Origin of the sequence: Geobacillus stearothermophilus ATCC 12980 (assembly GCF_030369615.1) — a bacterium.
In the GTDB taxonomy this organism is placed as follows: Bacteria; Bacillota; Bacilli; order Bacillales; family Anoxybacillaceae; genus Geobacillus; species Geobacillus stearothermophilus.
On record NZ_CP128494.1, the window covers coordinates 2311834 to 2330905 of the forward strand.

A 19072-nucleotide genomic window follows, 5' to 3' on the forward strand; every position below is an offset into this window, starting at 1 on the left:
ACTCGTTTATCGCTTCTGTACTAGGCTGTTAGAGGAATTCTCTCGCGTTTCGGTTTGTTCGAAAGCGAATTCTACTTCGCTTATCGACACGCATATCATCATCTATATTTGTAGTAGTCTTTGTAGTAATCTCTGTTAATGTTCTTTCGTTTTCGCGATTTTGATTTTGCGAATTCACAATTTTGATTTCAAAAAAACGAAAAGAGGGATAAGCGTTTTGCCTATCCCTACGCGACTGTATACGACGCTTTGTCATTCGTCAGCGAGACTTGGATCGGCCCCGCCGACGTTGCCGGATCAAACAACGCCCGTGCCGTCACCGTCTGCACAATGCCTTCCCGTCCCTCAACAGGTTGGCTCGATGCCGTATAAATCAGCCGCGGAAAAATGATGTCCAAATTGCTTCCTAGATGCAACGTGTAGCTGAATTCTTGCAACGTTTCAGTGCTTGGGCCGTCCGCGCCGCCCCAAAAGGCAATCAGCTCTTGATCACTGTCGAACCCAAGTGCAACCTCTAACGTGACGACCATCGAACCCATGAACGCTTTCTTCGGGAAACGCGACCCGAATCCTTGGGCGCTCTCAATATCCGCGCCGGTTTCTACAGTTAGCGTTAGACTGTTGACCGATGCGCTCATATCCGTACCGTTCTTTTCAAGCGCCGCCATTGGCGCAGTGAAGACATTTCCTTCCGTGAATTGAATGTTGGTGGCCAACGGCGCACGTTTGTCCGACGCGCCTAATGTGTTGACCGTTAGCAACGCCCATTCGTTTTCAATCTCCAATTCTAGCGACTCAATCACGTTACCAAGGAACACATGCTCCATGATGTCTTTGCCGACTTTCGCTGAAAACGAAGGCATCAGCGCACTGCGGGCAGGATAGAATGTGTGCGTATAGCCGGTCGTGGCGTCCCCTGTCACTTCATAACCTCCTAACGCCCACTTCCAAAACCAGCCGGTTGCCTTGTCGTCAAGTGGCAACGTAATCGCGCCGCCTGTCGAGTACACACCAAATTGCGCCACACGATCCAAGCCGGAAATGCCCTCGTAAATCAGCTTGTCATCTTCGGCCGGTTCGATGGAAACACTTTCGGGGTCGAGCGTTTCCGCATATTGCGCCGCTTCCACACCGAATTCCGTTTCCTCGCCGATCATCAAGTAGCGCGTAATCGCCATGTGTCATCACCTCACTCTTTGACGGTCTTGAGCGGAGCAGGCGTTAGGGTGGCGGCATAGTCCGTATCCGCCGTTCCGGCATCCGCGTCAAGTTTTTGCAACAAGGCGATTTGCTTGTTCCGCAGTTCATTCAAGTCGTCAATCAAATCATAAAAAATCGCCGGCAATTGAGCAATGCCAGCGCCGCCTTCGCCTTTTCCGATGTGTTTTGGCACTTTCGCCATGCTATTCCCTCCGTTTCACTCGAAAGTCAAATTGAACCGCAGACCAACACACCTGCGTGTTATTGCCCATTTCGTAGGCAGGGTCGATTTGCGTTGGGCGAACATCCGATACAGTGCCGCCTAGCGTTCGGTCTTGCATCAGCACGTCATAGACCGTCAACGCCAAATCATGCGCTTTCTCCAGCCCTTGTTCAGGGTCGCTGTCTTTGACAAGCACCACAAAATTGAACCGTATGTCATGATCGGCTGTGTGGCCACCAAGCAAGTTCGGGGCATACGGCTCCGGTACAATCCAAATAGCAGGCGTTTGCAACGTCCCGACTCTTACCTTTTCCCCATACACAATCCGTTTGATTTCTTCTAGCTCCGGCGCTTGCTCCAATACTTCCCGAATCTTCGCCCGAATCGCCTTGTGAATGTCTTTAAGAGGCTTTCTTTGAATCATATCAATTTCACTTCCCTCAACGCCTGTTCAATGAAATCGTCAATCCGCCGCTCGGCTGCGGAAATTGATCTCTCGATGAAACGTTTCGGCTTGATTCCCGGGTGATTGACCTTTTTGGCAAAGACCACTTCCCCGTTCACTTCAAACCGCAACGCTTTCGCCCTACGCGGATAGATTTCGTATGGTCCAGAACCATAGTTTTGCACGAGCGCATATTCCACGTTCGTGCCGACTGTATAGAACCGCGCGCTCCGTTTTTGCAATTTCCATGATCCGGCCAAACGTCCATGGTCTTGCGGCGAAAACTCCATTAGGTTGCCCCATACCTCTAATGCGGTCAACTCTGTCGCACGGTTTAGCGCCGCTCTCATGCGTGGAATCAAGCGCCGTAAATCGTCCATATTGATTTCAGCATCAAACATCTTCATCACGCCTCTACAAAGTCATCTGATGAAAGGAAGACGTCAACGCTTCGCCTCATGAACGGTCGTAATTCTGTTCCTAAATCTTTAGTTACTTCCGACGTATTGAGAATAGAAACAGCGAAATCGTCAATTTGAATGATCGGGCTGGATCGTTGCTGTTGGGCGACCGCTACCACTTTGGCGACCGTCCGTACTAAAACGTCTTGAATCGCCAAGTAGTCGTCATCCGTTTCAAGAACGGTTCGTTTGAGCCTAGCATGGATATGTGACGCGATCCGCTCAATCCATGTCGACAACAAACCATCCAGTGCCGCTTCGGGATCAGTCGCATTCGGGAAACGGAAATACTCCGCAGAAACGCCCGTCAAATCCCGAACGTCCTGCGGAGTCACGACTTCCGTCACCGGCCTTTCGAATAATGGCATGTGTCATCACGCTTCTTTCAATGATTCGAGCTTGTCGATCAATGTCGAACGTTTTTTGCCTGTTTTCTCTTGGGACAACGCTTCGTCAACAGAAATCTTGCCCTCCTTGACCGCTTCGAGCACCTCGTCAATGGTCATGCTTTGCACGTCCAATGAAGGTGCGTCGGTCTTGGCACTTTCATGACGATGTTCTGTTTCGCTTTTGTCGCCTTCATTCACAATCTCCACTTCAAAGTCCCGAACCGCCTTCACGGTTAGATATTCGCGATTTCCGACTGTGATTTCGACCGGTTGGTTAGGCGGGAACTCGACACCAAGACGGTATCGAGTTTTCCGCCCTTTATTCACGACTCGCAAGGTTTTCATCCATCCTCACCTCATCAGCCCGTATAGCCTTGCCCAACGACAGCAGCGTTTTCGTCTTCAAAATGGCAATCGACGCGCAACGTCGTGACAAAGTCCGTACGCCGTGCCTTCGGTTGGCGATCCGGTTCAATGCGGATGTCGCGGTAAATGCCGTAAACAAGGTTCGCCGGATTGACAAGGAGTGCCGTTCCGGCAGGCATGTTCGCCGAATCGACCACCGGAATGCCCTTATAGGCCAATTGCGTAGCAGTCGTTTGCGCCGTATCGCCAAGACCCGTACCACGCGCGCGGAGAACATCGCGGTAGGCGTCTTCAATGTCCCAGTGCACATAGAAACGCCATTGCGAGCGGTCGCGCAGGTATTTCTTCGGTACCGCATGGATCATGGCGTCAAACATCGCTTCGACGTTCGTCGGGTCAAAGTCAGTCGTGCCTTGAACAAGGTTGGCCGCCTTCTTGAGCCACCCGTCTGTTTTCGCCAAGAACGGATCGCTGCTCGCTTTGTCGCCGTTAAGGAACAATTCTTCGAGGTCAACGCCAACACGTTCAGCGATCAATTGAATCAGCGTATCCTCGAATCCTTCGCGTTCGATGTTATCCTCAAGGGTCGAATCCGTGATCCCCGAAACGCCGATCACTTCGACCGACTCCAATTTATTCGTGCTGAATTCCGGCTTCGCTTCTCCAGTCGGTGCTTCTCCTTCCGTTGCCGCCTGCAAGATGCGCGAACCGAATGCGATGCGGTCAATATCGTGCGTATGGCTCGTCATATCAATTCGGCGCGCTTCGTCCAAAATGCGCGTCGCTTGGGAGACCGTCCGCACGAAAAGCTGTTGTTTCGCAGGCGCTAAACGAGACGCGCCAAGGTCGGTCGTCGTAATGGCTTTTAAGACGTTTTCCAATTTTCCAAGAAGCATGTCGTTCGTCATCATACACTCAACACTCCCTTTCTATTTTTTGTCTGACATTTATTTGCGTTTAAACCCAAACGGATCGCGGTCGTATTCGTCTTGCGGCTTCGATTTTTCCACTCCGTCTTGTCCCGTCAGACGTTTCGAGAACGGGATTTTTCGCTTGAGCTCGTCAAGCTGTTTGACGACTTGTTCGTATTTCTCTTTGTAGCTGTCGTCTTCGCTTTTGGCAGCGGATTCGTCTCGGAGGCCTTCCTCTTCATTTTGCGGTTCTTGTGGCTCGTGATCCGTCGCCGCTCCTTTCAGCGTGCTCATGATTTCCGATAGCTTGTCATTTACGGGTTTCAACGAATCATCGATCATTTTTTGAACGTCCTCGACTTTCACTTCGTCATCACCTTCTTTCGATTTGTTTGCTCGTTCTTCTTCGGCAATCCGCAACAGTTCGTCAATGACTTCCTTCGCGGCTTTCAGCTTTTCGTAGTTCGCATCAGAAATTTTTCGCCCCGCCTTTCCCGATGGTTTCAGTCCCAGCTTTTCTTTGAATCTATCGAAAAGGCTCTTATTCGTCCGCTGTGGGCTTGTTTCTTCGTTCGAAAGGGTTACCCCTTGCCCGCCACTTTGCTCGTCTCCTAGAGCCGCCTGCGCGGCCACAGCGACACTTTGCGGCGAAGGGGATTCAACAGGGACGATGTTCTCCACGATGCGAACCTCTTGCAGATCGCCGACAAACTCGACATCCCCTTGTTCGTTGATCGTGTAGCCGATTTGGAAGAATCGTTTTTTGCCGCTCGCCAAGTCATCAACGCGAATCACAATGGAATCTTCGAAAATGGAATAGACATACGAATCAAACGCGCCGTTATCGAATGTCTGATAGACTTTTTCACGCAACAGCTCGCTGATATATTCAAACGAACCTTGAATCGCCTTTTTCACCGCTTCTTCTCGATTGTCCTTGCTTTTGATCGCGATGAATTTGGCTTTCGGCACGGCAGGCTCATCGACAAGGGAAACGGCATTGACTACCCAATCACCTGCGGAACGTTCCAAATCGGCCAGTGTCGTTCGTTTCAGTGCCTCTTTCGATTTCAACGCCGCTTTTGGAACACCCATAATCGAAAATCCGGTCAATTTTCCTTCTTTGACCGCTTGCCAAACGTCCTCGTCTTGAACGCGAACGCCCATCATCCAACTTCCTTTCGGAACAGTCAATTCGTCGTCAATCTCCCAATCAAACGGCAAGATGTACGACTCCACCACCTTGCCGACATTGTTTAACGTGTGTTGCAAATCGATGTTGCCGTATTGCTCTAAAAACTTGTGCGCCACTTCTTCAATCTTTTCAGCGGATACGACATCGCCGTCGCTGTCCGGCTCGTTCGGCACAAGAACAGGTCCGAACACGATCCGCTTCTCCTCGTTCTTGTGTGTGACCGGCGCAGTGAGTTCGTGCTTCATTCTCTCACTCCTTTCTGTTCGGAATCGCTTCATGAAACGAGCCACGCCTAGAATGAAATCACCCCCTTTACGGATAGTAAGGAGTGCGGACGATTTGCTCGCCCTTTTTCGGGATATATGGACGGCATCGGCATCGGCAGTTGATCCATTCCTCGATGGGACCGGATCGGTCTAGCGGATGCATCAGCCCATTGGAGAAACGTTCATCCATCCGCACCACTTGCCCGTGAAGCGAATAATGATCGGCACGGTCTTTCGGGTTTCTGCCCCTCACGCGGCTGTCTCTGACCGTCAGCCACTGTTTGTAGCGGACGTTGTAATCTTGCATGGTTTGGAAAATGCCAATGTTTTGCGCTCCCTGCACTTCGGTTCTCGCGATCGTTTGCAGCCGATGATCGCGCAGGTCTTTGAAATCGGCGCGCAAATCGACAGCAATGTCGTCAATCCCTTTTCCTTCTTCATATCCTCGAACCAACGTGGCACGGAAATCGCCCTTAATGCGCCTGAACGTATCGTTTGAAAATACATAAACGCGCTCTCGCAATTCTTCGAGAACGCGTTCACTGAATTCCGTAAACACCAATTCCAGCCCTTGTTCAAGAATTTCTTCAAACGTCAACTGCCGTGCCACGACTGCACTTTCGACAGCGGCTTCGGCAATCTCCTCTTCCATGTCCGCAAAAATCGGATCAAGAATGTCTGCTATAAACGTTTCCTGTTCGAGAATCGACAGCGGGATATAGCCAAGCTCGCGCAACCGCTGGATGAACATACTTTCCAGCCCAACCTGCAAACTGACCAATCGTCTCGCCAGCTTTTCTTCGATTTCGGCGATCCGCTCGTCTTGCTCTTTGAAAGCAGGAAGCGCTCCGTGTTCGACGAGGAACGCGACAAGCTCGCGATCCATGTCCAACAGCTTGCACACCTCACACATGCCTGCCGCCTTCTTTCGTGGCGATGTCAATGAGTTTGGCGTGCAATTGCTTCAGCGAATTCAATATCGCGTTCGTTTCTTCTTGTGAAGCGTCGAGCGGTTGTCCGAAAATGAAATGCCTGTCTAGGTTCGGATCGTCAATCGGGTCTCTGCCTAATTCGCGCAAAATCATGTTCGGACTGTACGCTCCCACTTCAAACAGGAAGCGCAATTCCTCAATCTTCGCCTGTGTATCCTTCGTGTCAATGTCCTTGAAACGGAAACGCCAATCTGTAATTCCCAATCCGACAAATAACAGGCGATTCATCACATTCTCAAGCATATCCTGCCGCGGCTCGATGACCGATTGCTTGTAAATTTCCGTCGACTCCCTCGCTGTCGAACCGCCAAGCGAACCTTCGACGACGATGCCGGCGCGATAAGGCGGAACACCATGAGCGGACAAAATTTCATCGCGATTGTCCGCCCGCAACATGCGGAAACTCGCTTCCTTCGTCTCCACAGAAAGCGCTTGGAACTTAATTTCAATCGGCGTGTCCGAGAAATCCCCCTGCGGTTTTTGTGCCGTCACGACGAGCGTTGAATGCCGGTTTTTCTTGATGTCCTGCTGGAAGTAACGGCGGATCAACTGCTTCGTTTGCTCGTCAAGTTCCGCTCCTGTCACCGTCACGACGTAGGCAGGGACGGCGTGATTTTCAAAGAAACTGATGTTGTACTCCGCCCGTTCTCGGTCGGAAATAATCGCGCTTAACGCAGGCAAAATGTCCGGCAAGCCATAGTAGTCGCTCCGGCTCGTGTAATTGTGAATGTGGATGATCTCGGTGGCTCGCCGCTCGGCCGGAATGGAACCGGCAGGGGCAATTTCGCCTGTCATGTAGTCCACATCATTTTCAAAGCCAAATCGTTTGAACCACACCTTCTTTGCCCCGCGAATTTGGCAATATCGGTTCATATCCTGATGGACACGAACGGTATGCGCCGGAATATGCTCAAGACCGATCAACGTGCCGTCTTCGTCACGAATAACCTCGTAATAGCCGTTTCCGATGGAATCATAGTCCACCATCACGTTGTTATTGATGTCGGTCAGCGTCTTGTATGGGTTTGGATTCTCTAAAAACTGCATCGCAATCTCGCGCTGTTGTTCGCTCGGATTGTTTGTTTTTGCCTCAAGATACCACCCTAGCCCCGCAGTATCTCTTGCTTTCGTTTTGACCGCCCGATAATGATACGGGTTGAGTTCAAGCAGTTGCGCCAGTGCTTCGAGATTGTATAACGGTTCGACAAGCCCCAATTCCCCATACGCGCTGCCAAAACGGTCGCTTGGAAGGGCTCTTGACTCTCCTTGTTTAATCGCGTAGCGTTCGAGTGCGCTTTCTTCGATGATTTCCCCATCGCTTAACACATACGCCTTGGCCACTGCTTGTTTTTCCATGCCGCTCCCTCCCTTCTGTTAGAAGATGTCAACCTTAATTGTTCCTTTCGTTCCGGCTCGGTCAAGGTATCGCAACGCTTGCGACGTGGCGTCCACTTGGTCGTCGCTCGGTGCATTTGGGAACGCCACCAATTCCTCGACGTAATCATGCACCCATGGCGCGATGCTCGGATGCGGAATGTAGACGTTCCCTGCTTCAAATTGCGGCGATACGGCATTCAGCCGCTCGACTTTCGTTCCATTCGGCACAACCGGCAACATGCCGCTGATTTGATGCCGCAACGCATTAATGATCGCTGTCCCGTTCGCGCGGTCCTCAATGAGTTTCGCCTGCGCCTGCGGCCACTTGGACGTCAACGAAACAATGGCACGGATGGACTCGGTGAAGGACAACTTCGCGCGGACTTGGTCAAGCAGGTATTTGTCCGCTCCCTTTCTGCCCCATACTTGACCGACGACAAACGAGCCGTCATTGGTATCCTTGAATGCAAAATCCCATGATTGGATATATTCGTCCATTTGGGGAGCTTGCTTGTAATATTTGAACCACGAGCGATGGATGATCGCACCGCTCGGCGGCGTTGGACGCTGTTGGTATAGCGCATTCCATGTTCGCGATCCGACTGATTTCTTCGTTTCCTCCGCCCACTTCTCGTCAAATCCGTACTCCGGCCATAACGGCTCGCCGATTTTTCGACCTAGCAAGTCGTTTTCGGAATCGCAAATCGCAGGCAAGGAAACCACTGTCCACCGCTCTGGCTCGTGTTCTAAAAGCCGTCCGGCAAGGTCATCCTCATGCCATCTTGTGAGAATTAAAATAACCCGTCCGCCGGGTTGCAAACGGGTGGATAGCGTGTTTTGCCACTCATTCCAAAGCATGTTTCGATACGTGAGCGAATCCGCCTCTTTGCGGTTTTTGATCGGGTCGTCGATGATGAGCAAGTCCGCACCTTGCCCGGTGATCCCGCCGCCGATCCCTACGGAAATCATCCCGCCGCGGCGCCCTTCGACGTCCCAACTGGTCACCGATCCCATATCATTTGAGATTTTGATTCCGAACAATTCCTCACCAAACATCTCGATCTTCTGTCGATTCGCCCTCCCAAACCGTCTCGCAAGCGAATCCCCGTATGAGACTTCGATGACTCTCCTGTCCGGATTTCTTCCGATGAACCACGAAGGGAACGTCTCGGTAACCGTCATGGACTTGGAATGCCGCGGAGGCATAAATATCATAAGACGATCGATTTCGCCCTTCTCCACCTTCATAAGATAGTCGCAAATCAAATCAGAATGTCGGGACGGGATATATCGCCCAAAATGCACATATTCGAGATAAACGGAGTAATCTTCCTTGGCCAGTTCTCTTTCCAATGAATTAAGACTGGTCAGAATCTCGCTTAACAGCATTTCGCTTCCTGATGAGCCGCTTGACAAGGTCTCTGGCTTCTTCGTCTGCAAGGAGTTTGTTGGTGATGCCGATTTCATGCGACTGTTTCACCTCTCCGTCGTGCTCCACCTTTTGGATCTCTGTAGACTCCCCTCTCGACAGTCGCTCCACTTTTACTGCTATATCAAACCACCTTATTAAATCATTTGGCGACAATTCTCTTGGATCGAGTGATCTCATCCGCTCCAAAATTTTGTTTTGGAACATCATCGCCTGTTTCGCGTGCCGCTCTGCCATTTTCTTTCGTTCCTCGGCTTGTTGGAGGAGGTATTCCCTTTCCATATACTCGTCATATTGTCGGCATCTCTCCACCCAATTGTGCCTTGCGCTCCAACGGGAAAGCAGGGTGGTCGATTTGCCCAACTTCTTGGAGACCTTCGACAAACTCCTCTCCGCCCCCATGTCTCTATATATCCTAAACGCTTCGTATGCCTTCCTCGATTCTCCCTTCTGTCTTTCCCATACTTCTGCCATATCACTCACCACTCAAATATTTCATCGCTAAATTCTCGATGAATTTCCACTTCTCTTTTTTGTCGATCTCTCCACTCGACAAAGCCTTTTCAATAGCCTTATTGAGCGTAGCTGCCGCTTCCGTAGGGATTTCATCAGAACCAAAAACAGTCGAAATTGGCACACGATTTTTATGTTCAGGCTCTCCATTCTCATCCAAATATCCTTCTTTCAAATCCTCTAAATGCCGTTCGAAAATATCGAGTATAATCATCAGACTCGTCGCACCGTTGAAAATGTTATACGATTGTTTCACCTTTTTTTGCGCTTCGAGTAATCTATCAAAATCAGCCAACCTCGCAAGTACAGTTTCACTGTTGATCTCGTCCTTAGCTTTTTCAAAGGCGTTAAAAAGTTCCTCCCGTTCTTCCGGCAGGAACAAAAACGATACCGTCAAATAATCAAGGTGTGCTTCTGTGATTCCGTCAATTTGCACTTTTTCGAGCTGACCCAAAACCTTGTCGTCCAACCCGCTGTAATACTTCATGTCCAAGTCTTCGATCTCCGCATACAGCTCTTGCAAAATGACAGGGTCGTCCTCTCCAGTAATGGAGTTATGACTCAACTGTATGGCGATTTGTTCATCTTTCGTCAAGTCCCTGTCTGTATAGATGACTGGCACTTCTGTAAGTCCTGCTTCAATGGCAGCCTTACAACGATGGTTGCCGCTCAAAATTCTGTATTTCCCTTCCGGCGTCAGCCAACAAAACGGGAGTTGGGACAGTCCACCGTCACGCTTGATGTTGTTCACTAGATTTTGAAACATCTCGTTTCTCATGAAACGTGCGTTCTTTTCTAAAAATTCCAGTTGATCGATTGGCACAATGGCCAACTTAAATCCTCCGGCCAGTTTGGCGTTTATTTTTTGTACTTGCTGTGATTCCTTACCCACCATATCAATCCCTCCCTCATGCTCCAACGCCCCGCTTTTCCGATATAGTTGACTCTCGGCGGGTTTTCTTTTCGGCTGTGAACCTCAAACAATCCCCTGTATTTCATGCTCGCCGGTTTGTCTGTAAATGCCGTTGTCGCTATCTCATCGACTTTCACATTGAAAGTTTGCTCTATTATCCTTTTGATCTCCGTGCTCACAGCCGCTGCCAACACCAGCTTCGATGCCCTTTTATATTGCAGTGGGCGTATCACGAAATCGCTCATAATATAGGCGTCTCCCATGTTGTGGCTCGACTTTGACAGGCCAATAGCACCTATCAATTTACCGTCTACCAACACGGCTAAATTAATAGATGCGCTCGCCGGTGCAATTCCGGGGTTGAGGTATAGGCTCCGAAGCGTGTTCATCTGCCTTTGGCTGATTTTCTTAACACCGATTGTTGAATTCTCCGTAATCTCATCGTGTTCCCCCATTCTCGGCAGTTTTACGATTTCCGTCCGTTGATGAGGCATCGTAATTTTCGGTTTCGCCTTTGACGCATACACAATGACCGGTTTGCTCCGCAGTGATGTTTGAACTCTCCCCACTTCGTATCCTTCTAGCCCCGGAATTGGCTCGTCCCTCGCCATCATCCAATGTTTTTTCTCCTTCACCCTCTCGACCATGTATGCAAGACGATCTCGGTCGAATATCTCGTATTTCGGTTCATCCCAGTCGAATACCATTTCAAACGCTCGATACAGCCGCTCGTATCCACCCTTGTAGGTTGGCGGGAATGAAATAAATCCGGCATCATTAGGAGCCTGTTCTGCCCATTCCACAACGTCGCCTGAAAAGAACCTTTTCAATTTCAGCCCGTCTAAAGCCTTGGCCACTTTAGAGCAGGTTTCGTTGTGCAGTCTCTCCCATTGATCCCTATATGCCTTTCTCCTTCGTACGAAAAACGGTTCGTCGCGATGCAACCCGTCTAACATCGTTGTGCATAGCAGCAATGTCGCGATTCTTGGTATCCCTGCCTTCATGTACGGCTCTAACCACTTCCAGTCTTTATGCTTGATTTCGACTCTTATGTCCTCGCCGGCCAGATAACTGCCGATGGTGCAACTGTACAAACTTACGTCATTCCCATACAGGTTAAATCCCCTGTTTTTCAAAATCCTTTCTATCGTGAAGTTGCCTGAACAGCCTATATAAATATCCTCTACGTCCCATGACCGCGTCACCTCACTTACAAGCGCCCTCAAGTCCTGATTGATGCTTCCCACAAACACGAAAATCCCTCTCTTTTCAAATTTCTTTTCATTCTCCGTACACACAAAAAAGACGGCAATGTGCCGTCTTTCAATATTCCAGTGTGATATTGATTTCGTGAACCCAATTCAAATGCTCCACTAATCTTTTTACGCTTTCCAATTTATTTTCATCGTCTATCAAATGGAATGTATCCCCGTCGATTTCGATTCTCTTGAACATCGTGTCCAAAATCGGAAAAAGTACGTCGTGTTTGATGTCTAACGCCAATGGAACGTCATATCCTACGAACAGCGTCTTCCCTCTCATCATGAAACAGCTCCTTTCGCTGTTACGTACGGCTGGTAAATGCGCTTCTCGAATATCGCTTTGGCTTTCTCGATTTCTTCTTTCGGATTTCTTCCGATGGACTCATAAAATGCTTTGTGAACGATACATTCATATCCTCTCGCCAATTGGCCGCGTTCTTCTTTTGTCAGCCCGATTCTAAACGTCTTCGCCAACCCTAGTGCTTTTTTGATGTCTCCGTTTCGGTAAAGTTCGATGGCTTGTTTCACCTTTGTTTTCATATCTTAAACACCCCGTTGCTATCAAAAATCTCGAATAGCGACAGTTGCTTTACCTTTTCTTCTTCCACTTTTTCCGCTTTGGTATTTTCATTGGCAATAAATTCCCTCCGTAACGTTCCTTTTCTCTCTTTGCAACATTCATCGTATGGGAACGTGTCCTCTCTGTCGAATCCCCACTCTGGAACGACGATTCCTAATTCTTGCTCGAACCATTCTGCTACAAGTCGTCTATGACACCAATCGTTGTGCGCCTCGTAACAAAGCAACACCGCGTTGTCCCCAAGGCTTTCATATAGTTCTTCAGCGTCCAGTCGAGCCAGTTTTTCTTTAAACAGCCGATCATAATTCTTTCTGTCCATCTTGAGCATTTGCCATGTGGGAGCGAGCCGTTTTTCTACTGGTCCGTTCCACCATTTTGGAACTCCGATGGAGATAGCCACCGGCTTCAAATGAGCCGGCAGCTTTCTCACCGTCGCAAAATTCGACGTATACATCAGATAACGCCCCTCTCTCTCAAGCTCACGTACGTTTCCTCATCCCCGATGATAATGTGGTCTAATAACTGAATCCCTATGATTTCCCCAGCATCTCTCAACCGTTTGGTCATCTCCACGTCCTCTTTGCTTGGCGTCGGATCTCCGCTTGGATGATTATGGAAACAAATGATTCCTACTGCGTTTTTCATTAACGCCATCTTGAAGACATCTCTCGGGGATACGATTGATGCGTTCGCCGACCCCCTGTGTATTTCTTCAAGTCCGATGACTTTGTTTTTCGTATTCAGAAACGCTACAACGAACGCTTCTTGAGTTTCTTTGTGAATCCCAAGGACTGAACAAACAGTGTCAACCGCGGCCTCTGGGCTTGTGATCGCTTCAGGGATATGATAATACCCCGCATTGACTTTTTCTTTCACGATACGCTCGAACTTTAGGTAGCGTTTGGTAGGATACTTTTGCGCATAATTCATTTTTTAAACACCCTCCTGCGTGTTTGTCCGTGAGCCGTCACCTCACGAACATTCTTAATTTTTTGGTTTGTTCAATTATTATTATAACTTGACCACCTACCACGTTAATTTTGATACACAGTTATTACCGTTGATACGCTACCTTTTCGGGTGATTTCTGTATTTTCACTTTTTCTCTCGTATTTTTTCGGTTTTTTCAATTCTTTTTCTCGCTTTCACTCGTTCTGTCCGAACCGCTTCGTACTTGCATTGGGATGTATAGTAGTATTAAAAATCGTTTTTCATTTGCTCGTACAGCTTCATACTGCACACCATTTCTCTAGAAAAATCGCTTCCGCACTCTTTTTTTCTCTCATTTTCTGCTATAATATAATTGGAGCCTAGCCGGATTCGTCACCCGGTTACATGTCCGATTCCTCCTGATCGGACTGGCTCCGTTTTTTATTTTTTTCTCCGCCATCTTTCTTTTAATACCACTCCGGCTCATCCGTCGAGGTCGTTTTGAGCACCCTTTCTTTGATCCACAAACAGCGCTGACAATAGAACAGGTCAATTCGTTTCCATGATCTCGCGCCGCTTTCTCTATCGTCGAAAACCAACTTTTTCGTTTCTAAATGCTTGTATAGGTGTAAACATTTTCTGTGTCGGCGCCATGATCCTCGCCCTTTTCCGCGTCCTTTTGTATCTTCCGTCTTCATGCTTTTCCTCCTTCTCAAAATAAAAGCCGCCTCTTTACGAAGCGGTCTTACAGCATTTTCTTCATGTTTAATAAAAGAAGCCGCCGCTCAATCAGCGACAGCTTCTTTTCGGGGAAGGGATTTGTTGGGCTCTTCTCGGTTAGTCTGCTTCACTCATACGTACATATGGTAGAGGGTATTCATTTGTTCAATATCATTTTATCACAAAAAAACGTGCCAAAACTGACATGTTTTTGACGTTTTATCGCCCTTCGCATTTCGCCGGTTCATTTCAACAAAGGATGGATTTTCCTTCAGTTTTCTTTCAGTTTTCTGTCATTTTTATGAACTTTTCTTTTCCTCCATTTCAGCCATCATATCAAACAACATTTTGTTTTCCTGTTCCTTTTCTTCCAGTTGCTTCTGAAGCTTCTCTATCTCCCGCTCGAGTTCTTCATACGGTCTTAACGGAGCAGGGTAACGTTTAGGTGGACCATATCTTTCATCAGGATACATGTTGTGATGTGGATCCAACCAAATAATATAAATAATATTATGGTATCTAATTCCATGAACCCTGCCACCTGACCTAGATAGCCTAAACTGTATCATATTCTCTGGAGATACTTGTTCCAGAACATGCTCTGGGATGCTTTCTTTGTAGTGATGTGCAGTTTTGCCAAAATCATGTCTATGTAAATCATAATGGCGTCTTTGTTGTTCAAACTCGCTCATTGTCAATTTTGAAATCTCTGTTAAATTATCAAAAAGGTGAAGAAACCATCCATCGCTAATTCCGCCGCAATTAAATGCTTCATGTTTAGTATCTAAAAACCTAAAAGAGAAAACGATCTTCTCCTTTCTTAGTCGCTCAATCTCTTCTTGTGACCTTTGAGGGAAGATCGTCCTGTTTGGGATTTTAATATTATTTGGCAATTCTGCCTTAGGAATTGAACGGGTTCTTTTTGACTCCTTTTCTTTTTTATTAGTCTTTCTGCTCATCCTCCAACACCTTGCGATAAAATCTGATTATTACCTCATCTTTGATTTTTTCAGTACAAGGTTCTAACTCTCCAAGATTTCCCCTAGCCTCTTTCCAAGGTTCTTCCATATGAGTTAAGTATTCTAATTCATCCCCGTTCAAGTGCCCATAAGACTCGAAAACCTCTTTAATAAACTCATAAACATCCGGGTTTTCTGCAATAGATTTTGGTAATTCGTTAACCGTTTCAATTTCTTGCCAACCATAGTGTTTATATTCATGATACAAATCCGGACAAACTGGCCCATGTACCCATGCTTCAATACGATTGTTAAACAATCTTTTGCCGTACAACGTTAAATACCACGAATAAGCATAGTAGCACAGCTTTTGTAGCTTTTTATGAGTCATGGGTTCAAATGTAAGAAAGGTTTTGGCAACGTCATATACGTTTGTAACCGTTTCAACTTCAACAGTTGCCATCATATTCCCCATCTTCCCCCTTAAATAATAAATCTTCGCCATGTGCCTACCTCCTTTCGTGGTATGTACATCCCAAAGTTATTTCCACATTTTGATGTTTTATACAAACTTATTCACGAAAAGGACGGTTAGCACATGTAAAAAACGATTATATTTTATAATAAACTTCTTCTCCAAACAAAATAATAGTCCTTTTGGTTTAATTCGACAAATCACGACAAACAAAAAGACACCTAAACAGGTGCCTCTTCCTTGTACACTTCAATTCGCAAAGCAAACGCCAATTTATAAAACGCCTTCTCCCTCACGCGATAAAACGTCGATTCACTAATTCCCGCTTCATTGTAGACATCGTAGTCGCGTGGTTCCTCTATGCTCATATACCGCTTCACGATCAGCTCGCGTTCCAGTTTTGTCATCCCAGTTCGCCTTTCCGTGAACTTTTTCATGTATTCATCGCATTCCTTTCCGAAATCCATCCTCCTGATCGCCGCATCTTCAGCCAATCTCATGAATTGGCCTCTCCCAACAATTTCGCAATGTCATAAATAATTTGATCTCTCCATCTGTACAATTGCCGCACACTCACCCCGATCTCCCTAGCAACTTGCTCCCACGTATACGATTTTCCCGACCAATACTTCAACTGTACCGCTTTTTGTTTCTCTGGTGAAAGCGACCTGTATACCGTTTGAATTGCGTGAACGATCTGCTCCAAACGCTCCAAGCGCCTATGGGTAATCAGTTCAATTGTCCGTCGTTCAGTTGGCCGCGAAGGGAGATTGCCACGCCCTCCACCGACATTCTCATCGTAACTCACCCGACCGAACAGAATATCTTTCTTTAAGCGTTGAATGTCGCGCACATATTCGAAATAGTAATAGAGATTATGTTCAATATATTGAGCAACGCCTTTTTCGATTTTTACAGCGGTCATGAGATGCCCTCCTTTTATACAGAAATCGGGGCTTTAATCGCCGGATGCGGATCGTATCCGATAAACTCAAAATCTTCATAGCGATAGTCAAAAATCGAATCCGGTTTTCTCTTGATGATAAGTTTGGGAAGCGGTCGCGGTTCGCGCGTCAATTGCAACTTCGCCTGCTCCACATGGTTTTTATACAAATGAACATCCCCTCCGGAAAAGATAAGCTCGCCTACTTCCAAATCACACTGTTGGGCAACCATATGTGTCAGTAGGGCATAGCTCGCGATGTTAAACGGCAATCCTAGAAATGTATCGACAGAACGCTGTTGCCACATGCACGACAGCCGGCCGTTGGCCACGTAAAACTGGAAGGCGTAATGGCACGGCGGCAGCTTCATCTCGTCCAATTCCGCTACATTCCAAGCGCTCACCAGCAGCCGGCGTGAATGCGGATTTCGTTTGATCTCTTCGACAACCCATGCGATCTGGTCGATGGTTTTCCCGTCTGCTCCCTTCCACGAGCGCCATTGCGCGCCGTAAATCGGGCCGAGATCGCCGTTTTCGTCCGCCCATTCATCCCAAATGGTCACTCCATTCTCGTTTAAGAAGCGAATATTCGTATCACCGCGCAAAAACCACAATAGTTCATAGATGATCGAGCGAATGTGAAGTTTTTTCGTCGTCAACAACGGAAAGCCTTTTTGCAAGTCGAAACGCAACTGGCGGCCGAACACAGAAATCGTTCCCGTTCCCGTCCGATCTTCCCTTTCAATACCGTTTTCAAGAATATCGCGCAACAAGTCCAAATACTGCTTCATAATTCATCCGCCTCTACTCTTCCATGGTTATAGATTTAATCATGTCCTTAATCGCATTCGCGGCTCGCTCGTACGTTCCGGCGATCCCGCGCCATGTGATGAAATCCCCTTCATACTGTCCAGCGATTTTCAACTGTGTTCCCTTCGCGATCCGACTGTAATGTTGGGCGTCAGTCGCTGATGACTTTTCGCGCTCCTTTCGATAGTGTTGGCCTTGTGCAATCTCTGCCATCCCCTCATGGTATTTGGCGCGTTTCTTGTACCAACCGGCAATTTGCCACGCCACTTGCTCAAGTTTTGTATAGAGATATTCCATCCGTGATAACTCATACGGTGTCAGTTCGTCCATGCGTTCCTCGTAAAATCGGATCTGTTCGATATATCGGTTGTGTAGCCGCGTGTATGTCTCAAACTCCTTATCCGTCGCTTCGTTCATCGCGCTCCTCCTTTGTTTCGATCAAACGCTCAAGGTAATATCTCGCTTTTTTTAAATCCGTCAATCCTCCCTTGTAGAGATAACGTCCTGTGTATTTATATACGTTCCCCAAACAAAATCCTTCGAACTGTTCAGGCGTCATTTTCGCCTTCATATAATCGATAGGTTCGATGCCCCCTACCTTGTAATAGTCGGGGCGTACGTCTTCTTGTTTTGGCAACTTCATTCCCTCTCTTTCAAAAGTTTATTCAATACTTCCTTCTGTGCTTGAATGAGCTTCGTTTCCGTTTTGGCTGCCCTCGCGATTTGCGCCAATATGAACGCGTCCACAACGTTATTCGAGTCGCTTTCAAATCCCCATCGTTTATACACCTCAAGCACAACCTTCTCTTTATTTGCATTTCCTCTTGCTCCGGCAAACTTCTTCAAAAGGGACGGGGCGACATCGATATATGGAATGCCCCGTCTGTACAGCTCCATTCGCATCCCCCATCCGATGCCGCCTAAAAGGAATCCACGCTGACTCGCATACCCGAATCCTTCGATCGCTACAAAGTCATCCGGCTGAACATAATAAGTGACCTCTTGGATCAACGCATTCATACGTTCAGGATCGCTTCCGTCTTTCGAAATCTCTTTCGCTTCAATGATTTTTCCCTGACCACTTAAGATGACCAATCCCGTGTGTAAAGACGGGTCAATGCCAACGAATCTCATAGGCGCACCTCGTTTAATATCCATATTTTTGGCGCTCATGATTAACTCGGTTCTTCTTTCTGTACGCATCGACAATTTGCTCTTCCGAAAATCCTAGTTTTTCTCCTAACCCGATGAACATACGAACGATATTTTCATAGGCTTCCCCGACTTCGGTATCTGTTGTAACTTCATGGAGCGTTACGCTGTCGTATAGGCGCCCGATTTCAAAGAATAGATAATTGAATTGCTGAATCGTCGTTTCATAGCAAATCGACGTCAGTTCATCCGGCAGGCCTAGTCGAATTGGCACCAATTGTTCGTAGCGTTCCGATTCCTCAAGACCGATAGAAAGGACAAAATGCAATCCATCGACATATTCCTCAAGAAGTTGGTCAGTTCTTGGCTTGCGATCATTCGACCAAAACTTGAATTTCCGCCATTCGTTTGCGATCTCCCCAAGCTCCGTTTGCAACGCCAAAATCTTTTCTTCCAACCGTTTTTCGCCTTCCGCGCGTGGGTGAATCTTCTCAATATGCGCATCCAATTCTCCTTGTACCTCAAAAAGTTCACGTAGTTCCATGCTTCTTTTCCCCCTCG

At 47.6% G+C, this 19072-nt stretch carries 26 protein-coding genes; all 26 read right to left on the reverse strand.

The genetic code is table 11. The features are described from left to right. Positions 1-227: 227 nt before the first annotated feature. The 26 genes from QSJ10_RS12450 to QSJ10_RS12575 all read right to left on the reverse strand — a co-directional run bounded on the left by QSJ10_RS12450 (position 228) and on the right by QSJ10_RS12575 (position 19055). Positions 228-1178 carry a phage tail tube protein gene (locus QSJ10_RS12450; RefSeq protein ID WP_053532679.1) on the reverse strand — a complete coding sequence of 317 codons (951 nt, stop codon included), beginning with the start codon at positions 1176-1178 and terminating at the stop codon, positions 228-230. 11 nt (positions 1179-1189) lie between these two features. Beyond that, entirely contained in the window at positions 1190-1402 is a 213-nt protein-coding gene (locus QSJ10_RS12455; protein WP_008880455.1) for a hypothetical protein, read from the reverse strand. Between the two features lies 1 nt (position 1403). Further along, complete coding sequence (locus QSJ10_RS12460) at positions 1404-1847, reverse strand: hypothetical protein (protein ID WP_053532678.1); 444 nt, start codon at positions 1845-1847, stop codon at positions 1404-1406. After that, complete coding sequence (locus QSJ10_RS12465) at positions 1844-2269, reverse strand: HK97 gp10 family phage protein (RefSeq protein ID WP_053532677.1); 426 nt, start codon at positions 2267-2269, stop codon at positions 1844-1846. Before QSJ10_RS12465 ends, QSJ10_RS12460 begins: the two co-directional genes overlap by 4 nt. Positions 2270-2274: 5 nt before the next feature. Next, positions 2275-2697: a hypothetical protein gene (locus QSJ10_RS12470; RefSeq protein ID WP_053532676.1), complete on the reverse strand. Its 423-nt coding sequence runs from the start codon at positions 2695-2697 to the stop codon at positions 2275-2277. A 6-nt stretch (positions 2698-2703) separates the two neighbouring features. Continuing rightward, a complete protein-coding gene (locus tag QSJ10_RS12475; protein ID WP_053532675.1) occupies positions 2704-3063 on the reverse strand; it encodes a hypothetical protein in 360 nt (119 codons plus the stop codon). 14 nt (positions 3064-3077) lie between these two features. Then, a complete protein-coding gene (locus QSJ10_RS12480) occupies positions 3078-3995 on the reverse strand; it encodes a phage major capsid protein (RefSeq protein ID WP_053532674.1) in 918 nt (305 codons plus the stop codon). A 36-nt stretch (positions 3996-4031) separates the two neighbouring features. Then, positions 4032-5435, reverse strand: a complete 1404-nt coding sequence (locus QSJ10_RS12485; RefSeq protein ID WP_053532673.1) for an XkdF-like putative serine protease domain-containing protein — start codon at positions 5433-5435, stop codon at positions 4032-4034. Positions 5436-5502: 67 nt separating this feature from the next. Next, entirely contained in the window at positions 5503-6342 is an 840-nt protein-coding gene (locus QSJ10_RS12490; RefSeq protein WP_287136189.1) for a phage head morphogenesis protein, read from the reverse strand. Between the two features lie 19 nt (positions 6343-6361). Beyond that, positions 6362-7804, reverse strand: coding sequence for a phage portal protein (locus QSJ10_RS12495; protein WP_053532671.1), 1443 nt, complete (start codon positions 7802-7804; stop codon positions 6362-6364). A gap of 18 nt (positions 7805-7822) precedes the next feature. Further along, the gene (gene terL / locus QSJ10_RS12500; RefSeq protein WP_080997646.1) at positions 7823-9214 is read right to left on the reverse strand and encodes a phage terminase large subunit; all 1392 of its coding nucleotides are present in this window, start codon (positions 9212-9214) and stop codon (positions 7823-7825) included. Next, complete coding sequence (locus QSJ10_RS12505) at positions 9183-9728, reverse strand: hypothetical protein (RefSeq protein WP_053532669.1); 546 nt, start codon at positions 9726-9728, stop codon at positions 9183-9185. Before QSJ10_RS12505 ends, terL begins: the two co-directional genes overlap by 32 nt. A 1-nt stretch (position 9729) precedes the next feature. Then, a complete protein-coding gene (locus QSJ10_RS12510) occupies positions 9730-10662 on the reverse strand; it encodes a ParB/RepB/Spo0J family partition protein (RefSeq protein WP_053532668.1) in 933 nt (310 codons plus the stop codon). Continuing rightward, positions 10626-11933: a putative antirestriction adenine methyltransferase gene (locus tag QSJ10_RS12515; protein WP_053532667.1), complete on the reverse strand. Its 1308-nt coding sequence runs from the start codon at positions 11931-11933 to the stop codon at positions 10626-10628. The genes QSJ10_RS12510 and QSJ10_RS12515 overlap by 37 nt, the downstream gene beginning before the upstream one ends. Positions 11934-12221: 288 nt before the next feature. Then, entirely contained in the window at positions 12222-12482 is a 261-nt protein-coding gene (locus tag QSJ10_RS12520; protein ID WP_053532665.1) for a hypothetical protein, read from the reverse strand. After that, positions 12479-12976 carry a DUF488 family protein, N3 subclade gene (locus tag QSJ10_RS12525; protein WP_053532664.1) on the reverse strand — a complete coding sequence of 166 codons (498 nt, stop codon included), beginning with the start codon at positions 12974-12976 and terminating at the stop codon, positions 12479-12481. The genes QSJ10_RS12520 and QSJ10_RS12525 overlap by 4 nt, the downstream gene beginning before the upstream one ends. After that, positions 12976-13452 carry a RadC family protein gene (radC, locus tag QSJ10_RS12530; RefSeq protein WP_053532663.1) on the reverse strand — a complete coding sequence of 159 codons (477 nt, stop codon included), beginning with the start codon at positions 13450-13452 and terminating at the stop codon, positions 12976-12978. The genes QSJ10_RS12525 and radC overlap by 1 nt, the downstream gene beginning before the upstream one ends. A gap of 1019 nt (positions 13453-14471) precedes the next feature. Beyond that, entirely contained in the window at positions 14472-15131 is a 660-nt protein-coding gene (locus QSJ10_RS12535; RefSeq protein WP_053532661.1) for a hypothetical protein, read from the reverse strand. After that, positions 15115-15636, reverse strand: a complete 522-nt coding sequence (locus QSJ10_RS12540) for a Panacea domain-containing protein (protein ID WP_053532660.1) — start codon at positions 15634-15636, stop codon at positions 15115-15117. The genes QSJ10_RS12535 and QSJ10_RS12540 overlap by 17 nt, the downstream gene beginning before the upstream one ends. 191 nt (positions 15637-15827) lie before the next feature. Further along, positions 15828-16106: an ArpU family phage packaging/lysis transcriptional regulator gene (locus QSJ10_RS12545; RefSeq protein WP_053532659.1), complete on the reverse strand. Its 279-nt coding sequence runs from the start codon at positions 16104-16106 to the stop codon at positions 15828-15830. Further along, the gene (locus QSJ10_RS12550; RefSeq protein ID WP_053532658.1) at positions 16103-16531 is read right to left on the reverse strand and encodes a DUF722 domain-containing protein; all 429 of its coding nucleotides are present in this window, start codon (positions 16529-16531) and stop codon (positions 16103-16105) included. Before QSJ10_RS12550 ends, QSJ10_RS12545 begins: the two co-directional genes overlap by 4 nt. A gap of 14 nt (positions 16532-16545) precedes the next feature. Then, entirely contained in the window at positions 16546-17340 is a 795-nt protein-coding gene (thyA, locus tag QSJ10_RS12555; protein ID WP_287136188.1) for a thymidylate synthase, read from the reverse strand. A 13-nt stretch (positions 17341-17353) separates the two neighbouring features. After that, positions 17354-17776, reverse strand: a complete 423-nt coding sequence (locus QSJ10_RS12560; protein ID WP_053532654.1) for a hypothetical protein — start codon at positions 17774-17776, stop codon at positions 17354-17356. Further along, entirely contained in the window at positions 17757-18002 is a 246-nt protein-coding gene (locus tag QSJ10_RS12565; protein ID WP_008880437.1) for a DUF3310 domain-containing protein, read from the reverse strand. Before QSJ10_RS12565 ends, QSJ10_RS12560 begins: the two co-directional genes overlap by 20 nt. Continuing rightward, entirely contained in the window at positions 17999-18493 is a 495-nt protein-coding gene (locus QSJ10_RS12570; RefSeq protein ID WP_053532653.1) for a RuvC family protein, read from the reverse strand. The genes QSJ10_RS12565 and QSJ10_RS12570 overlap by 4 nt, the downstream gene beginning before the upstream one ends. Before the next feature lie 13 nt (positions 18494-18506). Then, entirely contained in the window at positions 18507-19055 is a 549-nt protein-coding gene (locus QSJ10_RS12575; protein ID WP_053532652.1) for a dUTP diphosphatase, read from the reverse strand. Between the last annotated feature and the right edge of the window lie 17 nt (positions 19056-19072).